Origin of the sequence: Pseudomonas sp. NPDC087626 (genome assembly GCF_044743405.1) — a bacterium.
GTDB lineage: Bacteria > Pseudomonadota > Gammaproteobacteria > Pseudomonadales > Pseudomonadaceae > Aquipseudomonas.
Map to the genome: position 1 here is coordinate 186,674 of NZ_JBIUWJ010000002.1, position 16,108 is coordinate 202,781.

Consider the following 16,108-nt stretch of genomic DNA (forward strand, 5'->3'; position numbering starts at 1 on the left):
TTACTCCTTATGGCCGAGCCAGCTTTTCAAGGCTGTCTGCGCGGCCTGGCCATCGGTGGATTCGCCCAGCTTGTCGATGGGGGTCAAGTTTGTTTGAACCGTTAGCACGCCTGCATTGCCGCCGTGCCGGGGGAGGTTCTCTTTTACCCTGCACTCGTCACGAGTCATGATGCCGTTCTGGGTCATCTGGCTATACCAGGCTGAGCGCCCGGCAGTGTCGGCTTTCAGGAATGCCTCAAGCGAAAATTCGGCGTAGTACGAAACGCGATCTGCCGGAGTCAACAATCGCTTGTTAACGCACTGCTGAATCTGATTGGTAATCGAACTGATGCTAAAGGTCAGGAAGGCAATCATCTGCTGCTCGAGCCCGGTACCCCAGTTACTGCCCGCATCCGTTTTTCCAACCATCCATGGCGGAACGCCGAACCAGCGGCACACCTCTTCAACGCTGTACCCCCTGGACTCGAGCAGCTGAGCATCCACGGGGTTAATCCCAATGGATTCTGGCGTGATTCCCTGCTCAAGCACTGGCGATCGCCCAGCATTCAAAGCCCCCGACACCTGCTTTACATAGTCGCGAAACTCTTCTCGCTGCTCTGGCTTGAGCACGCGATCAACCTTAAATGCCACCGCGGGAAGCAACCCGTTCTTGAACGTTCCATTCGCGGCATCATCCGCGGACATTGCAGCGCCGAAAACATCAGCGCCGTAGCGGATGGCTGAAAGACCAACACGCCCGTCCAGGCTAAACGCCGGGATATGCAACATGTCTGAACGCTGGATCTGGCGCCTGGCACCTTTTTTCGGGCGGTACCAGTAGGTGATCCTGCCATCCGCATCCAATTCCAAATCGACACGGCTCGGTAGCAGGAAATCTAAGGCGACAACTCGGTTACCAATACGCAAGATTTCCGCAAATGCATTTCCACGCAGAAGCATGGCGGCAACCATCGCCTGCCAGAATTGAAACGCCGTCATGTCCTCGTTGGGGCTTGTATGTACGATGTCGTAGAGGCCAAAGTCCCGGGCATCCTTGCGTCCACCGTCAGCTTCGCGTCGATACACACCCATCGGTAGGCCGGCCACCGACGTCGAGATGATCCTGACGCAGGACCAAACCGCCGAGAGCTGCATAGCGTTGTCGACCGTAACGTTCTTGCCCGAGCTGGATTCGCCACCGAGGAACTGCCCCCAAAAGCCGCCGTCGCCCAAGCCGATCTGCCGACCGATCCATTCGTTCAGGGTGTGCCCCAGCGACGCGCTCGGCTTGCGGGCCGCGCGGCCCAGCACGGCCGATAATGATTTAGTCACTGATCAGCCCCTTGCGCACAAATCCAGCGATCAGAACTAACGCAACGCCTCCGGCGATTAGCGCCCAGCCCAAGCCTTGCAGAACGTAAACGCCTGCAACGGCCGAACCGAACCCGCACAGCGCGAGCAGAATGAATACGTGCAATGGGTTCATACGATGATCGGGTTCCTAATGGCGGCCATGAAGTCATCGTTACCCCGGCCTTCGGGGTTCAGAGAAATCAAGGTCACCGCGTTGAATAGAGCCATCAAGGGATCGATCTTGGCCGAGCCACTGGCTTGCTTGGTGATCAGGATAGAGTTCGCGCGCGGCTCGACTTTCGCATTGCTGACACACCAGGCCATCATGGGTTGGCCACCGTGCTTCATCCCGCCTTCGGCGAGCTTGCGTTCCGCCGTCTTGATCGCCCCGCCGAGCTTCCAGCCCTGGCTGATGGCAACAATTTTTTCCGGGGGAATTTCGCGCTCAATCATCGCGTCATAGATCGCACCAATACCCACAGGGTCGACCCCGACCTTGTCCAGCAAGCCCGACTCTTCCACCTGTTCAACCAGGTCAGCCACCTCAAGCACGTCATCGCCGATTCGCTTTGACAGGGTCAGGTCGCCGTCTTTCTCAAAATCGTGAAAACGAGGGGCTTCTGCCTTTCTTCGCTCGAGCACCGAGGGATGCGCCCAGGCGTGCGTCCAAACCAACCAGTCACGGGTTCGTTTGTCCCGGCCCACCGCGGCAAAGCCCAGCAAGTCGTCCAGGCCACCACCATCGATCCCGATGTCTATGACGTCGCATCGGGCAATTACATCATCGAGGGTGAGCTTCTTTTCCGCTGCGCCGACCCAGTAATCAGCGCCTGCCCACCGATCGGAGCGCAACGCGAGTCCGATCTCGACGTTGAGATGCTTGGACATAAAGCCCAGTATTTCAGCCTCACCGGCCTCCTCCGCCTTTTTCATTTCACGGATCAGGAATTTCTCGCTAACCGAGTACCCCATGTTCGGGTTGGTGATGTAGAAGTTCTCGGACTTGCGGTGATCATCAGCCTCAAGGATCTTTTTCGGAAACTCGTAGATCACCGGCAGGAAGTTCGGATCGACAATCGTGCCGTCACGCACGCCCCGGGCGTACTGGAGCTTTTCGCGAAACACGCCCGCCGGGGGCTGGTCAGACTGTGTCGTGAGATAGATCACGAACCCTTCGGGCCTAGACGCGAGCCCACCGGTGGCTTCACGCAGCATGTTGGCCGCGTGCGGGTTCTTGCCGAACAAGTGAAGCTCGTCGACCAGGACGACAGCGGCCTTCTTCCCACCGACAGTGTTTTGATCAGCGGCTACTACCTTCAGCGTGGCGCCGGACTCGCGGTGCGTGATCGTCCGAACGTGATCCTGCACATGCAGCAGTGCCGACAGCTCTTCGTCATGTTTGACCATGTCGCGGGCCGGCGCGTAGGCGTTGTTCGCCACCTCGATCGTCGGCGCCAAGATGATGAACTCGGCTGACTGGCGCCAGTTCCGGATCAGCACCGTGAGCATGATCGCAGCAGCGATGGTGCTCTTTGCGTTCTTCTTGCTGATAAGGAGAAAGAACTCCTGAATCAGCCGCTCGCCGGTATTGGAGTTGTAGGCACCGAAAATAGCGCCGGCCAGGTCACTGATCCACGGCGCACAGGATTCGCCAATCAGCGGGCTACCCGGTGCGTCGACAATCCGCAGGTCATTCAGGACCTGCATGCACGCAGCCGCCTCATCTGGAAACAGAGGCGGAAACGGAACCAGCGATTGTCGATGGATGATTCGCGATTCCCAGTCTGGGCACGCTGTGTCCCAGGTGGGTTCGTTCACTTATTTCACCGATCGCAAATGAGTTGGGGGTGGAGGTGCAGCGCCGAACTTGCCTTTGGCAGCCTTCTTCGCGGCATCTTCCTTTTCTTCTTTTTTGCCGCCTTCACCTTTACGCGGATGAATGAACGGCATGAGCGCTTTCGCTGCGTCGACCCGAAGCTTCGCGTCCGCGTCGTAGTCGTTCATGGTCGCGATCAAGAATGCTTTTGGATCGGTGAATGTCATCGCCTTGGAAAAGTCGAAGGAGGATTCGGCATCACCCCGGGCTAGGTCCTCGGACGGCGGTTTTTCATTGACCGGCTTGGGGCCGGCTTTAACATTTTTGTTAATGGGTGAAGAGGCCAATGCGGCGAGAACGTTCGGGTGTTTGGCCAATCGTGAACCGGCCACCGAAGCGCTGGAGGCCGCATATCCTGCGGCTATCGCTGCGTCTTTGTTGGACGCACCTCTCCTCACAGCGTCGACAAAAGCACGCTGCTTGGTTGTTAACGCCATTAACAAAAAACCTGTGTGGGGGAAAAAATCTGTCCGTGCGGGGGCGAGTGGTGTCCGAGGTGAAAGGTCGTACGGTTTCGACCCACCCCACCCCTCCTAGCCACTCAGATGACAATGATTGAAATTTCCGATCGAATCGAGGAAAAACCCAGAAAAAGGCTCGACCAGACGTCAACGCGACTCTGCAGGTCGCACCATGCAGCGAAGGCGCCTGGCTCAGGCTCGGCCAGCCCCCTTTGCCGACTCAATGGCAGTTTTGGTTTTGTGGCAAGGGACACACAATGCCTGGAGATTCGACTCATCATCGGTACCTCCTGCCGCCACGTTGATGATGTGGTCAACCTCTAGATCCAGAGTGACCAGACTGCAGTGGCAGCAGGTGTACTGGTCGCGTTCGAGAATGACATTGCGAATGCGCCGCCAGGGGCGACCACCGCGACCAGAGCCCCAACCATCTACCCCCTCCGCCGCAACCGGCTTGGCCATCGCACGCTGCGGAGCAGCCTGCATCCTTGGCTTGATCGTGCAAAGCCTAGACATTGCGTACTCGACACATACATCTTCTCCGGACAATCTCGCGCCACGATTTGGCGCATTCGAAAACGTGGCGCGTATTACTCGACCTTCCGACTCGGTAGCTTGAAGTTCGCGAACCGATCGGCAAGGTCGGCGATCTTCTTCACACCTAGAAAGCCGATGAACACACCAGCAGCCGTGGCGAGGTTCTGAGGTAAGCCGAAGTACTCAAGCAGCGGGATCAGACCAATAGTAATCAGCGTGCAAAGCGAAGCTTCGAGCAGCGCCTGGCGTCGGGTGCCACCGCCATAGATGATCCGCAATGCCCCCACCACGAAGGACAGTGCGCCGGCATAGATCGTCGGCGCATGCTGGCTCAGCCACGCGAGTGCGAGCAGCCAAGTGTCTGGTTTGTCGGGCATGTTTGGCATCCGTTGTCCTCCCCGATCTGGGGGGCGAATAGGTCCGGCTCCAGCAGCACTCCCAGCTTGGAGCAATGGGTGTGGTGGAGCCGAAAACGAAAAAGCCCCGGCAATTGCCGAGGCTTATTGAGGTGAACAGGGCGAACAATCCGACCTATAGGACGGAGTTAGAATGCGTTACGCTGCTTTCACAGCAATCCACGCTGCTATAAAAACAGACTTATTCCGTGCGGAAAAGGTTTTTTGGCGAATGCAAATACCATAAGCTTAAGAAAGTCTCAAAAGGCCTAAGTAACGGCACAAAAACTCAACACAGCCTTCAACTTCACGCGCTATTAACATCAAATCAACCCTTTAAAAAACAAGACAACCAACACCATGGCCAAACAAATAGAAGAATCATCAAAACAAACGACACCTGCTGAAAGCTCACATCTTCGAACGTATTTGGATTACTACAAAGAACTAGAAAAACCTGGCTACGCAGTACTCATCACAGGTGCTTGGGGGTCTGGAAAAACACATCAAGTTAGAAATATTTTATCTGAAAGCGAAATTTACTACATAAGCCTTTTTGGCACACAAACAACCGAAGAAGTTTACTCCGCAGTGTATGCAAGAATGTTCCCCATAAAGGCATTTGCTCGCGGCGCCGCTGAAAAAACTGACGGTGCGGAACTGGAAATTTCATTCGCAAAAATAAACCTTGGCGGAGTCGTCTCAGGGATAGCGAATGCTCTGCTACGAGACCAAGTAAATACCGACCGGATAATAGTTTTTGACGACCTTGAGAGAAGCAGTATTCTCACAAAAGATCTCCTTGGCGTTTTCAACAGATATGTTGAACACCACGGATGTAGAGTTGTAGTTATCGCCCACGATGAAAAAATATCAGCAGACCTTCAAGACACAAAGGAAAAAGTATTCGGACAGACAATTGAAGTAACACCTCAAATATCAGACGCCTTCGATAGCTTCACCGAAGGACTCAAAGATCAAGAAGCCAGAAACACCATAAATTTATCAAAAAGTGACATTCTCAATATCTTCCAGCAATCTGAAACTTACTCACTCAGAATACTTAAACACACTATAGAAGACCTTGGCCGGTTATTGAAAACGCTATCAGCGCCTCATAAATCCAACAGCGCCGCTATGCGAGAATTGAGTTTTCTTTTTCTTGCAACAAGCCTAGAAGTCCGATCAGGAAGACTGAAAGAGTCAGACCTCATTGAGCGAAGCCAATCGATTATGCGATACCAATTGAAGCGAGCCAGAGTAAAGGAAAACCTAGACATACCGCCAATTTTCAGTGCAAACGTTCGGTATGACAGCATAGACCTCGGCAGCCAGATAATAAAAGATCAAGCTCTCATCAACCTTTTAATAAAGGGAAATTATATTGAGTCCGAGATACATGAATCATTAAACGAGAGTCTCCACTTTGTAAAAGTCGAAGATCTACCCCCCTGGCTAGTTTTTATGAAGTTTGATGAAATCAGTGACATTCAATCCAATGCAGCCGCCGAAAAGTTGCTCACTCAATTCAATGAGCGAGAAGTTGACCACATTGGTGAAATGCTTCATCTATTCGCCCTCCGCTTTCTTCTTTCTGACATGGGCATGATCACTACGAATTTCGACCAGACCGAGATCGACTGTAAAAAATACTTAGACGAACTTCTTGCACAAGACAGGCTTCAATCAAACATGAACAGCACTAATGTATTTGGAGACGAATATTCTCACGGCTATAACGGTTACACCTTTTGGGTGCAGGATAACTACAGATCACACTTTAGAAACGTTGTAGACCACTTGACAACCTCTAGATTAAATGCCGCAAAAAAACTTTTTCCAGCCATCGCCCAAGACTTATTAACCTTGGTTAAAACAGACGGAGCCTTGTTCGCCCGACAAATAAGCCGCACGTTTAGCGGAAACAACATTTACGCTAATATCGACATTTTAGCTTCTATAGAACCAAGTGATTTTGTACAGGAATGGATGGGATCACCTTCACAAAACTGGCAATACATTAGTAGAGGATTAGAGCAAAGATATAGCAGCGGCGAACTACAGTCGACACTTCAAAGCGAAAAAAAATGGCTGCAAGAAGTAACTGAACTTCTTAATAAGCAGCATAAAAGAGAAAGAGGTATAAGAAAGAAACGCATCGAGCGAATCCTGCCAAATGTGTTGCTCGACCCCACAAAATAGAACAAAGAACAAGCAATTATAAAATATGGCTACCAAAAAGTTGTAGCCATATTTACCTAACTCTAGAAATTCGATATCGACCTTACGCCACATCTCTCAAAGCGCTTAAAGCACAATCAATCCAAGCGGCCCCTGCCCGAGCTAGCTCTCTCGCCTTACCTTCGCTTATCCCGTAGTGTTTTCCTACTCGAGTCATCGGCCATTTTGCCCCAAAGTACAGCCAAGCAATATCGCCCATCTGTTGATCTCGAAGAGTGAGCCTAGCTACTGCTTCATCGATAGCAAGGGCCCAATCGTCTGTGATGCAGTAACTTATACTCGCGGCAGGCTGGGGCACCGCAAGACGAATCAGTGCAAGCGTTGGCGAAACGTATCCTGGCACTCCCACTCCATCCATCCGCCACCAGCCCCACTGCTCCAGTAAGTACTCGGTATCCCCTAGCGGACGCCCTGCTGGCTTACGAATCATCATCCTTTCAATCTCCTGTGTAGTTCGAAGCGCCGGAACCACGGCAGCTACTCCGCTCGTATTGCGCAGCCGGATCAGACGTCAGTGGCTCTTGCTTTAATAATTTGATCTGTGGCTCTAAACCTGAAGCAGGACGCTTAGTTGCGTAACATGCATCTCCAGCGGCAATGCTTCGCCGGTATCAGCAGCAGTCCATCCAGGGGTGCTCCACTGAACGCAGGCCGATTGGTAAAAAAGCCGTTCACAACTGCCTTGCCTTGACAGATTGAGCGCTGAGCAAGGCCAAGCTGCTCAGCTTTGAACGCGAGGGCATGGCTCTTTTTCATCATTCTTAAACCTCGCCCTTAACAAATTGCGGGATTGGCTCGCAGGCCGCGCTATTCAAGGCGTCTACGAGGTTTTGCGAATCTTCAAATCTAGCGCCTGTCTGCGTGTAGATCGCCTTGAAGCCGCGCTCGTCTAACCAGTTGTGCCACTTCACCAGTGCCAGCCGACGCTGCTCCTTGGCCTGGGTGTTGATGTAGGTCGAGGCGATCTTGCCCAGCGAGTGGTTGAGCAGCATCTCGCCGATGTGCCCATCCACACCGAGGTCGGTCCAGGCAGTGCGGGCCACCTTGCGCAGGTCGTGACTGGTCCAGGCGCCCTGCCCCAACCGGGTGAACACGGCACTGGCCTGGTGATCGCTCAGCGGCTTGCCGCGGCGGGATGGAAACAGGAACGGCCCCTCGTAACCCTGGGCGGCCTGCTGGTTGCGGTAGCGGCGCAGCAGCGCACAGGCCTGCTCGGTCAGCGGCACCCGCAGCTCGGTCTTGGTTTTGGTGTGCTCAGCCGGCAGGAACCACTCACGCTCCGGCAGTGCGATATCGGCCCAGCGCGCCTGCCGGGTTTCGCCAATGCGCGTACCGTGGCACAGCATCATCAAGGCCAGCATGGCGTCACCGGGCGCACGCTCGAAGCGCTCGGCCAGTAGTTGCACCAACTCGGGCACCTGGACATCCCGCAGGCGTGCCGGCTTGGGCAGGATGCGCGCCGTGGTGAAGTTGACGAACTTCAGTTCCGCCATCGGATTGGCCGGGATCAGGTCCAACTTGCGGGCCTGACGAAAGGCCACTGCGAGCAGTCGGTACAGCTGCTGGACATACGACAGCGACAGCTCCTCCTGGGCTGGCCACATCAGCAGCTTGTCCAGGGTCTGGGCGTTCACATCACGGATGAGCAGGTCGCCCAGCCGCGGCTTGAGCTGGCAACTGATGGCCGACTTGCCGGCGGATCGGCGCTTCTCGGACAGCGCACGCGAGCGGGCCATGCGATCGCCAAACCAGTCCAGCAGTTCCCCCACCGTCACCCAGCCCGACACGCTGGCAGCGCCATCCGCCGCCACGCGCAAGCGCACGGCCGGCAGCGCCGCGATCACCTGCTTGGTGGACAGGTCGGGGAACGCGCCGATCCGGTGCCACCGGCGCTTGTTGAGCAGGAACCAGGAACCGCGGGTGCGATTCTTGGCAAAACGAAAGTGCAACGCTGGGTGACCGGCATCACGCAGGTCGCGCACATGCTCGAGCTTCGCGTTGCGCTGGATCTCGGCGTCCGACAGCTTCACCGTCAGGGTTTTAATTAGAGCTGTCATGCTTGGTTACCTGTTGGGGCCTGTAGGTCGACAACTTCGAAGGTGCTTGGCCACATCGACGCGCCATAACGCTCAGCCATGCCCTGGTCAACGAACAGCGCCAAGGCGTGATCGGGAGTACTGCCCAGCTCCCACTTGAACGAGCAGCAGAACACCGCGAATCGATAGTTTTCAGGAACGGGAACCGCGAGAAGGCGATCAGCCACGGGAACCTCCAAGCTGGGCACGGAGACGGGCCAACGCGCCGTTACCGACTTCAGGGGTCATGCTGCGTCCAGGTGCCGCGAGTTGTGCGACTGGAACGGGCGGCAACGTCTCACCCCGCCAAATCTTTCGGCACTGATCGAGATACTTCTGCTCGAAGCGGACAATGCCCAGCTCCCGGCTGAGCGACTGCAAGCTATGAAACCCGGCCGCGGCAGTGGCGTGATAAATGGCCGGATGGAACCATTTGAGCCTACCCTCCATGCCAGGATGGGAGTTGCGCAGCGCCTGCAGGTAGGCCGTCTCCACCCCCGGAAGACCGAGCCCTTCAGGCGCAAAACACCAGCTGACGAAAACACCGGGAGCCGGTACAAACGCTGACTTACTCGCACTCACCAGGCGCATGCCGTGCCGGATCTGTTCCATGGAGGTGATCCCGGAGCGCATGAACTCGGCGAGCCATTCGAGCTTCGACGCGTCCATGACTTTCTGGTTGGGCCACGACTGACGCCAGGCGCCGCACGCACCCTGGAGTCGTAGAAAAAGGTCATCAATCACTTGCTGGGTGGCCGGGTCGATTTCGATCACCGCCGGGGCATCAGGCACGTAGGTGTAGGCCGGATCTGTTCTCCGATTGACAGCCAGGTACCCGGCTCTTACTGGACCGCTCATAGCATCACCCCCTTGGCTGCCCAGTTGTCACCGGCAGCTTGTAGTTCACCGGCCACGGCGCCGGCTGTGGTTGTCTTGTCCCGCTTCACCCACTTCACCAGCTCGAAACACCAGCCCGCTGCACTGTGAACCGACGCCGGACGGGCGACGTAAAAGCCCAGGAACGTCTCCAGCGTTTGCTCGGTTACGGCTTCAGCGGGGAGCCTGGCGATCGCGAGCTGGTCGGACAGCGCCTTTTCGTTCGGGATCCAGGTTGCGAACATCGCGAAGCGTTGACGTTCATCCAGCGCTTCAATCGCGGCTTGATCCTGTTCAGCAATCACATCGGCAATCGCGTGCGGATGCTGCTGTTCGGTTCCTTGATGGTTAATTGATGTATTGGGTGCAGTGGCTGCACCCCGTTTTGTCGTAGGCTGCACCCCGTTCTGTTGTGAGTTGCACCCCGTTGCGTCATCTGCACCCCGTTTTGTACGGGGTGCAGGATTTGCACCCCGCGATAGCTGCAAGTCGTAAACGACTGGACGGCGGTCATGGCGATCAATGTGCACGGCGGCAATGGCTTGATTGCCCTTTTGGATCAAGCCGCACTCCTCCAGATCGTCGAGCTTGTAGCGGACAGTGCGCTCGGAAAGGCCTGTGTCCTGCGCCAGGGTTGAAGCAGAAGGGAATGCACCTGCCCCGTTGGAGCCGGCATAGTTGGCCAGGCACAGCAGTACATGGCGCGCACTTGAATCTTTCAGGGATTCGGTGGACAGAGAGAGTGCCCACGACATTGCTTGAACGCTCACGCCCTGCCCTCGCAGTTCTCGGTACTAGCCAAACGTGACAGGCCCAGAACAAAACTAGAGCCTGATGCGATAGGGCATCTATTGCTTGCATCGATTGCTATGTGCATAATCGACCCCGATATGATTTGAAGAAGCCGCCCTGCCAGGCGGTTTTTTTATGCCTGCGATTCAGGCTGTGTAGGTGTCCAGCGCATCCGTGGTAGCTTTTTGCTTCCACACAAAAGGGTCACGGAGACCGGACATATGAATTGCGGGATAAACCACCATTCTGAGTGGGTCACTGCTTTGGATAAGCACGAAGCCGAGCTTAAAAGCGGCGCTACAGCTCGCTGGGAAGACGTTCGTACCGGCCAGGATCTGCGCATGGCACTGGGTACCTACAAACTGAGGTGCTTTGCAGATCGAATCTGCCAAAACAAGGCGGCCACATGGGTTCGGCTTGATAAGCTGGATGCGCTTAGGCTTCACCTGATCAACAAGCATCACTGGTCCCTTGCAGATGCTCGCCAAGTTGAGAAGGAAGAGGACTTCGTGTTTCTGCTTCATGAGGAACTTTTACAGATGAAACTGACTGAGGTTGAGGCGCATCCCGTTCGTCAGTGGACGGGCCATCTTGGGTCGCGGAGCGAGTACGAACAGCACTTTGAGGACGCTGCGTCATAAGTCCTGCAAAGCGCTGAGCAGATCCGTCCCAAAAAGCCGCTTCGGCCTTGTGCCATGCGGCCTTCTCTTCTCGCGTCGTATTGTTCGACCAGAGCAAAATCGGTAGGTGATTGCCGTCGAGTACGGCAATACCCGCAAGAATTTCGGCGGCAGCAACATCCGGCTTGCCTGTTGCTCGAGCAGCGATCGCTTGCACCGCTACTCCCCGGTCAACTGCAGAAACGGCCCCACACATCTCAACTTTGTCGAGCCACCCCGAAGCCCGGCCTATTTTGTAGAACTCTTCCCTATTCATCAGGCCACCTTCACTGATGCTTCCATCACATCCAGGCTTTGCCGGACGTGCCCGAGCTCTTTCCGGATTGACGCTTTCTCCAGAGGGGAAACATGGTTGTCATCCAGGGCCAGATGCACCGCGATGGTCAGATCGGCGACCTCTTTGCCCAGGCTGATCAACGAGGTTGTGAGCGCCTTCGGGGCAGGTGCAGTCTTGGCAACAAGGTCGAACCCAAACTCATTGGCGAGCACCGTCAGCGGCCGCATGTCACCGGTGTGCAGAAGAATCCCGAACAGATGCTCGATGGTCAGGTGATGGGCATCGTTGTCGGGGTTGGCACGCTGCAGCAGGCTGACGTGTGGAACACCCATCTGGCCGGCTAGCACCTTCGCTTCGTTGTCCAGGACCGCGCTTTGGCAAGCCCGCAGAAATTCGTCCATTCGTAAATCCTCGCAGTTGTTTCAGTGGTATCGCTGATGGCGTTTCGCGATGATTCGCTCAACAAATCACCGATACAGGGACGGTCATGCAGCAGATTTCTGGGATGGGAACGGACGCTGCTCCAGCGCCTGAAAGCTTCCATCTGGAAGCTGGATCACGCGGATATCTCGTTTCGCGGATAGAGCTTTGTGAATGGCTGGGGCAGTTACCCGAAGAAGCCGTGCGGCTTCGGACTGCCCTTTGTCAGCCACGAACTTGTCGAGGGGAGTCTCATTCATGGTCGTGCCTCTGCTGTTGACAAGGCAAATATTAACCATCTGTTAATCTTTAATCAATACCGATGGTTTCTTCTTATTTTTAACCATTGGTATACATTCGCGCGATGACCAAGAAACGAATCCTTCCGCCCGAGCTGATCGCTGAATGCACGGCCGCACACGACCTGTTCCTCTCGAAGAAGAACGAGCTGAAGCTCAGCCAAAAGAAAATTGCCGACGAGGCCGGAATGACCCCGGCCGCCGTAAATCTCTATTTCAAGGGCATCAACCCGCTGAACACTAAGTTCGCCGCCGTACTTGCGCGCATGCTTGATGAGCCGGTCTCTGCATTCAGCCCGCGGCTGGCTGGCGAAATAGCGTCGCTGACAAGCTCCCCAGCCAAACCCTCTGGCGCGGTCATGTCGAGTGCGGCCGATAAAGTGATGGAGATGATCCGCAAGCATGCAGGCAAAAACCTGGATGTGGATGCCCAGGAGAAAATCGCGGCGGCAGCGCTGTCTGCGGCTGGTGAGGCGCACGGCAAGGTCATCCAGGCTGATTTTTCCGGCCTAAAAGCAAGGCCTGAAGAAATAGTGATTCGCCAATACGACGTTCGCGCCTCTATGGGGCACGGCCAGGTTCCGGCTGAATATAACGAGGTGATAAGAAACCTCATTATTCGCGAGGACGTGCTGCGCGAGAAAGGCATCACCTACACCTCCCCTCACTCCCTTGCCATGATTACCGGCTGGGGCCAGAGCATGGAGGGGACGATCAACGATAAAGACCCTCTGATCGTCGACAAGGGCGTCAACGAATACGCAGGCGACGGTATCTACGTCCTGACCTGGCATGAGCATTTATTCATAAAGCGGATTCAGTTGCTGGATTCAGAGCGTTTCTTGCTTGTGTCTGACAACCCGCACGTCAGGGATCAAGAGGCGCGAATCGAAGACGTGACTGTTCACGCCAAGGTGCTGCTGATCTGGAATGCGCGGAAGGCGTAGCCGTGCCACTCACCAAACCAAACCAAGAATTGCATTGAGGCCTCTTGGCCTAGCGCCTAACACGCCAACAATAGTAGAAAAGGAGCTGTGCTAAAGTGAGTGACAAACAAAGAACTCCACCACAACCACAACCAAGACCAACTCCGGCACCAAGACCAGCGCCGGCTCAGGATGGCTGGAATAAGCGAGATGGTGGTGGTCCAAACACCATTTCGGAAAGCCGTCCGGTACCGCCGAGGCCGAATAGAGACTCTTAAAGCATGAGCGAGACAGACATTGCCACAGAGATTCATGAGCTTGAATTTTATGTTCAGCGCAATGTTCGATACCACATGCGCCGCGGTGCGTTCTTTCTTCGCTGGGGACGCTTCACGGCGTTTGTGGGGGTAATTTTCGGATCCGCCACGGTCACTTCACTCATTGCTGGCTCGTCTCCTATCTTGGTGGGAGGCTCGGCTCTGCTGGTTACCCTCGCGTCTTCAATTGATTTAGTCGTTGGCACTGGGCAAAGAGCCTGGCTTCACAACGATCTGAGGAAACGGTATCTCGATATCGAAGCCGAACTACTGTCCACCGGGCAAGAAACGTCACATCAAGGGCTTCGAGAGCTGAAAAGCAGAATACGTCGCATAGAAGCCGATGAGCCGCCAACTCTTCCCGCTCTTGAGCTTCTTGCGCGGGACGACGTAATCCGATCTATGTACTCAAAAGAAGATGCCGACAAATACGTCAGCAAGCTTTCTTGGTTCAAGCGAACAACTGCTCAATGGTTCGACTGGGATACGTCCAACGCATGAATCAGCTATAGGTATGCATTGAAGCCCGCCACTTGAGCGGGCTTTTTTGTGCGTGTTAGAAAGGAGCTAGATCTTCTATCTGTTCAACCTCGCCCGTCTCAAGAACACGATCCTCTTCGCTCAGCGGCTCCCACTCCAGTAAAACCCCACCATCATCCTGGAAGATCATATTTACCCCGTCTGTCTCGGCTATTCGCCCCATAACCTCATCCCAATCCGCATCCTGATCAGAGTCCAGTCGGTGAATTAGCGCCGAGCACCTTTCCATGGCGCGTGGCGAATTGATCATTGACGAAACACGCAGGCCAAGTCGTTCCACGCCGCTCATCTCCTGCCGTACTGCTGGTTTGGCCTGCCTAGCTGATGTTGCCATGTCACCCCCCCCAATAACTGTATATCCATCCAGCACAACAAAAGCATATCGCACACCAACCGAAAATAAATTAACCATCGGTATTGACGATAAAATATACCGATGGTTAACTACCCACATCGCAACGGCAAACCGCAGCGAAGGGCCTCAAGAGACCCGCCGCTCTTTAACAGCCAGCGCAACAAACAACAGACCGCATTGCCTCTACCGGCGACCGGCGAGCAGACAGGCCTGAAAGCCTGCCAACGACAGGAACAACCTGTACGGCTACTCGATGGTGAAACGCCAGAACCGTGTATGCCCAGTAGGCACGAATGACCCGGCAAGCAATGCGCCCCGCCCCTCCGGCGGCAATAGGACGGAAAGCATCACTGAGCGGCCTTCTTGCGAGGGCCGCTTGGGATGACAACCGAAGAGGACATCACCCATGAAGCACGCCCCCGCAATCGCTCAGCTCGAAATCCACGCTTCCAACTGCGAGAACAACGCAGTGATCCAGGAGGCTGAAGGTCAGTACGAAGACGCCGCGAACAACCGCACGAACGCCGCCGACTACCGACAGGCAATCGAAGCTCTCCAGGCTCAATGAGCATCACTTCTGCCCATTCACTGAGTGGGCAGCGGGATGACAACCACTTGGAAACTAATTGCATGGCCAAGTCATTCAAACAAATGATCAAGGACGGCGATCTGCGACGTGCCGATGCGATGAAGGCACGCTTGGAGGATCTCCATGAGGAACCTGGCTTCAACCTTCGAGCTGAAGGCGAGGATCTGGAGGAGAGCATTGAGGCCTTGGCCGAGTTCATCTTCGCCGGCGGCCAGATACCAGCGCTAGAAGTACGGCCCCGGGTTGAAGGTGGCATGTGGGTGGTCGACGGCCACCGTCGACGCCGTGCTTTCCTCAAGCTCGATCAGGCAGGTCGGCTGCCAAGAGTTCCGAGCAAGGATGTTCCGGCACGATTGGAGGCCTGGATTCCCATTGTCGCCTTCGAAGGCAACGACGCAGAACGTGTTGCCAGGGTCATCACCAGTCAGGAAGGGAAGAAGCTCTCCCCTCTTGAGTTAGCTGACGGCTACAAACGCCTCACAGCGTTTGGTTGGGCACCGGATCAGATTGCGAAGAAGATCGGAAAGACTCGCCAGCATGTTGAGCAGATGATGACCCTGGGCAACGCCAATACGGACGTTCAGCAATTAGTTGCGTCTGGCCAAGTCTCTGCGACAACCGCTGTCCAGGTCGTGCGCCAGCATGGGGAAGAAGCTGGGAAGGTTCTCGGTGGCGAGCTACAGAAAGCTAGAGCCACAGGTAAATCAAAGGTAACCGCTGGATCAATGCGAGGCCCGACAGTCCCACGCCAAAAGCTTGAGGCGATCAGGGTGGTGGCCAAGGAGTTGATGGACGCCCTACCCGTTGGCTGCCTGGAATCTTCATCCCCCACCATCACCCTGCCAGCCGAGTTGGTTGAAAGGCTGCATGCCGCCATCAGAGCTGTCGATCACACCGCAATTTGATTGCACTACCAAACAACCACCGCCACGTCAGCCTGACGGTAACTGCCCGAGCACCTGGTACTCCCCAGCACCAGGCCGCATCGGAGTGTGTTCTGAGTACCGCCAGCCAGCGCGAGAGCAACGGATGACAAACGTCATGCAGATCACACCCCGATGCGGACGAACACCCGGCCCAGCGCCGGCCACCTGCATATCACCCACTCAGCACGGAGGAT

At 55.4% G+C, this 16,108-nt stretch carries 20 protein-coding genes; 5 read left to right on the forward strand and 15 right to left on the reverse strand.

The features are described 5' to 3' along the window. The 5 genes from ACIOVD_RS02605 to ACIOVD_RS02625 all read right to left on the reverse strand — a co-directional run bounded on the left by ACIOVD_RS02605 (window position 1) and on the right by ACIOVD_RS02625 (window position 4,592). Window positions 1-1,311 carry a phage portal protein gene (locus ACIOVD_RS02605; RefSeq protein ID WP_401125972.1) on the reverse strand — a complete coding sequence of 437 codons (1,311 nt, stop codon included), beginning with the start codon at window positions 1,309-1,311 and terminating at the stop codon, window positions 1-3. Between the two features lie 150 nt (window positions 1,312-1,461). Next, complete coding sequence (locus tag ACIOVD_RS02610) at window positions 1,462-3,039, reverse strand: terminase large subunit (RefSeq protein ID WP_274643405.1); 1,578 nt, start codon at window positions 3,037-3,039, stop codon at window positions 1,462-1,464. A gap of 111 nt (window positions 3,040-3,150) precedes the next feature. Next, entirely contained in the window at window positions 3,151-3,645 is a 495-nt protein-coding gene (locus ACIOVD_RS02615) for a terminase small subunit (protein WP_401125974.1), read from the reverse strand. Window positions 3,646-3,861: 216 nt separating this feature from the next. Then, on the reverse strand, window positions 3,862-4,185 hold the full coding sequence (locus tag ACIOVD_RS02620) for an HNH endonuclease (RefSeq protein ID WP_401125976.1): 324 nt from the start codon (window positions 4,183-4,185) through the stop codon (window positions 3,862-3,864). Between the two features lie 74 nt (window positions 4,186-4,259). Next, window positions 4,260-4,592 (reverse strand): phage holin, lambda family, encoded by a 333-nt coding sequence (locus ACIOVD_RS02625; protein WP_401125978.1) that lies wholly within the window; start codon window positions 4,590-4,592, stop codon window positions 4,260-4,262. 369 nt (window positions 4,593-4,961) lie between these two features. On the opposite strand from ACIOVD_RS02625, the gene ACIOVD_RS02630 reads away from it, so the two are divergent. After that, window positions 4,962-6,803, forward strand: a complete 1,842-nt coding sequence (locus ACIOVD_RS02630) for a P-loop NTPase fold protein (protein ID WP_401125980.1) — start codon at window positions 4,962-4,964, stop codon at window positions 6,801-6,803. Window positions 6,804-6,885: 82 nt separating this feature from the next. Here ACIOVD_RS02630 and ACIOVD_RS02635 read toward each other — a convergent pair whose 3' ends face one another. The 9 genes from ACIOVD_RS02635 to ACIOVD_RS02675 form a co-directional block, all read right to left on the reverse strand. Then, entirely contained in the window at window positions 6,886-7,275 is a 390-nt protein-coding gene (locus ACIOVD_RS02635) for an antiterminator Q family protein (RefSeq protein WP_401125982.1), read from the reverse strand. Window positions 7,276-7,603: 328 nt separating this feature from the next. Next, entirely contained in the window at window positions 7,604-8,899 is a 1,296-nt protein-coding gene (locus ACIOVD_RS02640) for a tyrosine-type recombinase/integrase (protein WP_401125984.1), read from the reverse strand. Next, on the reverse strand, window positions 8,896-9,105 hold the full coding sequence (locus ACIOVD_RS02645) for a hypothetical protein (RefSeq protein WP_401125985.1): 210 nt from the start codon (window positions 9,103-9,105) through the stop codon (window positions 8,896-8,898). The genes ACIOVD_RS02640 and ACIOVD_RS02645 overlap by 4 nt, the downstream gene beginning before the upstream one ends. Then, on the reverse strand, window positions 9,098-9,775 hold the full coding sequence (locus ACIOVD_RS02650) for a replication protein P (protein WP_401125986.1): 678 nt from the start codon (window positions 9,773-9,775) through the stop codon (window positions 9,098-9,100). The genes ACIOVD_RS02645 and ACIOVD_RS02650 overlap by 8 nt, the downstream gene beginning before the upstream one ends. After that, entirely contained in the window at window positions 9,772-10,548 is a 777-nt protein-coding gene (locus ACIOVD_RS02655) for a helix-turn-helix domain-containing protein (protein ID WP_401126174.1), read from the reverse strand. The genes ACIOVD_RS02650 and ACIOVD_RS02655 overlap by 4 nt, the downstream gene beginning before the upstream one ends. 183 nt (window positions 10,549-10,731) lie before the next feature. Beyond that, window positions 10,732-11,046 (reverse strand): hypothetical protein, encoded by a 315-nt coding sequence (locus ACIOVD_RS02660; RefSeq protein ID WP_401125987.1) that lies wholly within the window; start codon window positions 11,044-11,046, stop codon window positions 10,732-10,734. After that, a complete protein-coding gene (locus ACIOVD_RS02665; RefSeq protein ID WP_401125988.1) occupies window positions 11,036-11,521 on the reverse strand; it encodes a hypothetical protein in 486 nt (161 codons plus the stop codon). The genes ACIOVD_RS02660 and ACIOVD_RS02665 overlap by 11 nt, the downstream gene beginning before the upstream one ends. Further along, the gene (locus tag ACIOVD_RS02670) at window positions 11,521-11,943 is read right to left on the reverse strand and encodes a phage regulatory CII family protein (RefSeq protein WP_401125989.1); all 423 of its coding nucleotides are present in this window, start codon (window positions 11,941-11,943) and stop codon (window positions 11,521-11,523) included. The genes ACIOVD_RS02665 and ACIOVD_RS02670 overlap by 1 nt, the downstream gene beginning before the upstream one ends. A gap of 84 nt (window positions 11,944-12,027) precedes the next feature. Further along, entirely contained in the window at window positions 12,028-12,222 is a 195-nt protein-coding gene (locus ACIOVD_RS02675; RefSeq protein ID WP_401125991.1) for a Cro/CI family transcriptional regulator, read from the reverse strand. 104 nt (window positions 12,223-12,326) lie between these two features. Between ACIOVD_RS02675 and ACIOVD_RS02680 the strand changes: the two genes are divergently transcribed. Further along, window positions 12,327-13,208, forward strand: a complete 882-nt coding sequence (locus ACIOVD_RS02680) for a helix-turn-helix transcriptional regulator (protein ID WP_401125993.1) — start codon at window positions 12,327-12,329, stop codon at window positions 13,206-13,208. 260 nt (window positions 13,209-13,468) lie between these two features. Next, entirely contained in the window at window positions 13,469-14,005 is a 537-nt protein-coding gene (locus ACIOVD_RS02685; RefSeq protein WP_401125995.1) for a hypothetical protein, read from the forward strand. Window positions 14,006-14,060: 55 nt separating this feature from the next. Here the strand turns inward: ACIOVD_RS02685 and ACIOVD_RS02690 are convergent, their stop codons facing one another. Further along, window positions 14,061-14,456 carry a DUF1654 domain-containing protein gene (locus tag ACIOVD_RS02690; RefSeq protein ID WP_401125997.1) on the reverse strand — a complete coding sequence of 132 codons (396 nt, stop codon included), beginning with the start codon at window positions 14,454-14,456 and terminating at the stop codon, window positions 14,061-14,063. A 349-nt stretch (window positions 14,457-14,805) separates the two neighbouring features. On the opposite strand from ACIOVD_RS02690, the gene ACIOVD_RS02695 reads away from it, so the two are divergent. Both ACIOVD_RS02695 and ACIOVD_RS02700 read left to right on the forward strand, forming a co-directional pair. Next, window positions 14,806-14,967 carry a hypothetical protein gene (locus ACIOVD_RS02695; RefSeq protein ID WP_401125999.1) on the forward strand — a complete coding sequence of 54 codons (162 nt, stop codon included), beginning with the start codon at window positions 14,806-14,808 and terminating at the stop codon, window positions 14,965-14,967. Between the two features lie 62 nt (window positions 14,968-15,029). Next, window positions 15,030-15,893 carry a ParB/RepB/Spo0J family partition protein gene (locus ACIOVD_RS02700; RefSeq protein ID WP_401126001.1) on the forward strand — a complete coding sequence of 288 codons (864 nt, stop codon included), beginning with the start codon at window positions 15,030-15,032 and terminating at the stop codon, window positions 15,891-15,893. Window positions 15,894-16,108: the final 215 nt, after the last annotated feature.

Bases quoted from the DNA above. Each gene is read 5' to 3' on its own strand.
- ACIOVD_RS02610 (WP_274643405.1), bottom strand. From the start codon at position 3,039: ATGCAGGTCCTGAATGACCTGCGGATTGTCGACGCACCGGGTAGCCCG.
- ACIOVD_RS02615 (WP_401125974.1), bottom strand. From the start codon at position 3,645: ATGGCGTTAACAACCAAGCAGCGTGCTTTTGTCGACGCTGTGAGGAGA.
- ACIOVD_RS02620 (WP_401125976.1), bottom strand. From the start codon at position 4,185: ATGTCTAGGCTTTGCACGATCAAGCCAAGGATGCAGGCTGCTCCGCAG.
- ACIOVD_RS02625 (WP_401125978.1), bottom strand. From the start codon at position 4,592: ATGCCAAACATGCCCGACAAACCAGACACTTGGCTGCTCGCACTCGCG.
- ACIOVD_RS02630 (WP_401125980.1), top strand. From the start codon at position 4,962: ATGGCCAAACAAATAGAAGAATCATCAAAACAAACGACACCTGCTGAA.
- ACIOVD_RS02635 (WP_401125982.1), bottom strand. From the start codon at position 7,275: ATGATGATTCGTAAGCCAGCAGGGCGTCCGCTAGGGGATACCGAGTAC.
- ACIOVD_RS02640 (WP_401125984.1), bottom strand. From the start codon at position 8,899: ATGACAGCTCTAATTAAAACCCTGACGGTGAAGCTGTCGGACGCCGAG.
- ACIOVD_RS02650 (WP_401125986.1), bottom strand. From the start codon at position 9,775: ATGAGCGGTCCAGTAAGAGCCGGGTACCTGGCTGTCAATCGGAGAACA.
- ACIOVD_RS02655 (WP_401126174.1), bottom strand. From the start codon at position 10,548: ATGTCGTGGGCACTCTCTCTGTCCACCGAATCCCTGAAAGATTCAAGT.
- ACIOVD_RS02660 (WP_401125987.1), bottom strand. From the start codon at position 11,046: ATGCTTGTTGATCAGGTGAAGCCTAAGCGCATCCAGCTTATCAAGCCG.
- ACIOVD_RS02665 (WP_401125988.1), bottom strand. From the start codon at position 11,521: ATGAATAGGGAAGAGTTCTACAAAATAGGCCGGGCTTCGGGGTGGCTC.
- ACIOVD_RS02670 (WP_401125989.1), bottom strand. From the start codon at position 11,943: ATGGACGAATTTCTGCGGGCTTGCCAAAGCGCGGTCCTGGACAACGAA.
- ACIOVD_RS02675 (WP_401125991.1), bottom strand. From the start codon at position 12,222: ATGAATGAGACTCCCCTCGACAAGTTCGTGGCTGACAAAGGGCAGTCC.
- ACIOVD_RS02680 (WP_401125993.1), top strand. From the start codon at position 12,327: ATGACCAAGAAACGAATCCTTCCGCCCGAGCTGATCGCTGAATGCACG.
- ACIOVD_RS02685 (WP_401125995.1), top strand. From the start codon at position 13,469: ATGAGCGAGACAGACATTGCCACAGAGATTCATGAGCTTGAATTTTAT.
- ACIOVD_RS02690 (WP_401125997.1), bottom strand. From the start codon at position 14,456: ATGGTTAATTTATTTTCGGTTGGTGTGCGATATGCTTTTGTTGTGCTG.
- ACIOVD_RS02695 (WP_401125999.1), top strand. From the start codon at position 14,806: ATGAAGCACGCCCCCGCAATCGCTCAGCTCGAAATCCACGCTTCCAAC.
- ACIOVD_RS02700 (WP_401126001.1), top strand. From the start codon at position 15,030: ATGGCCAAGTCATTCAAACAAATGATCAAGGACGGCGATCTGCGACGT.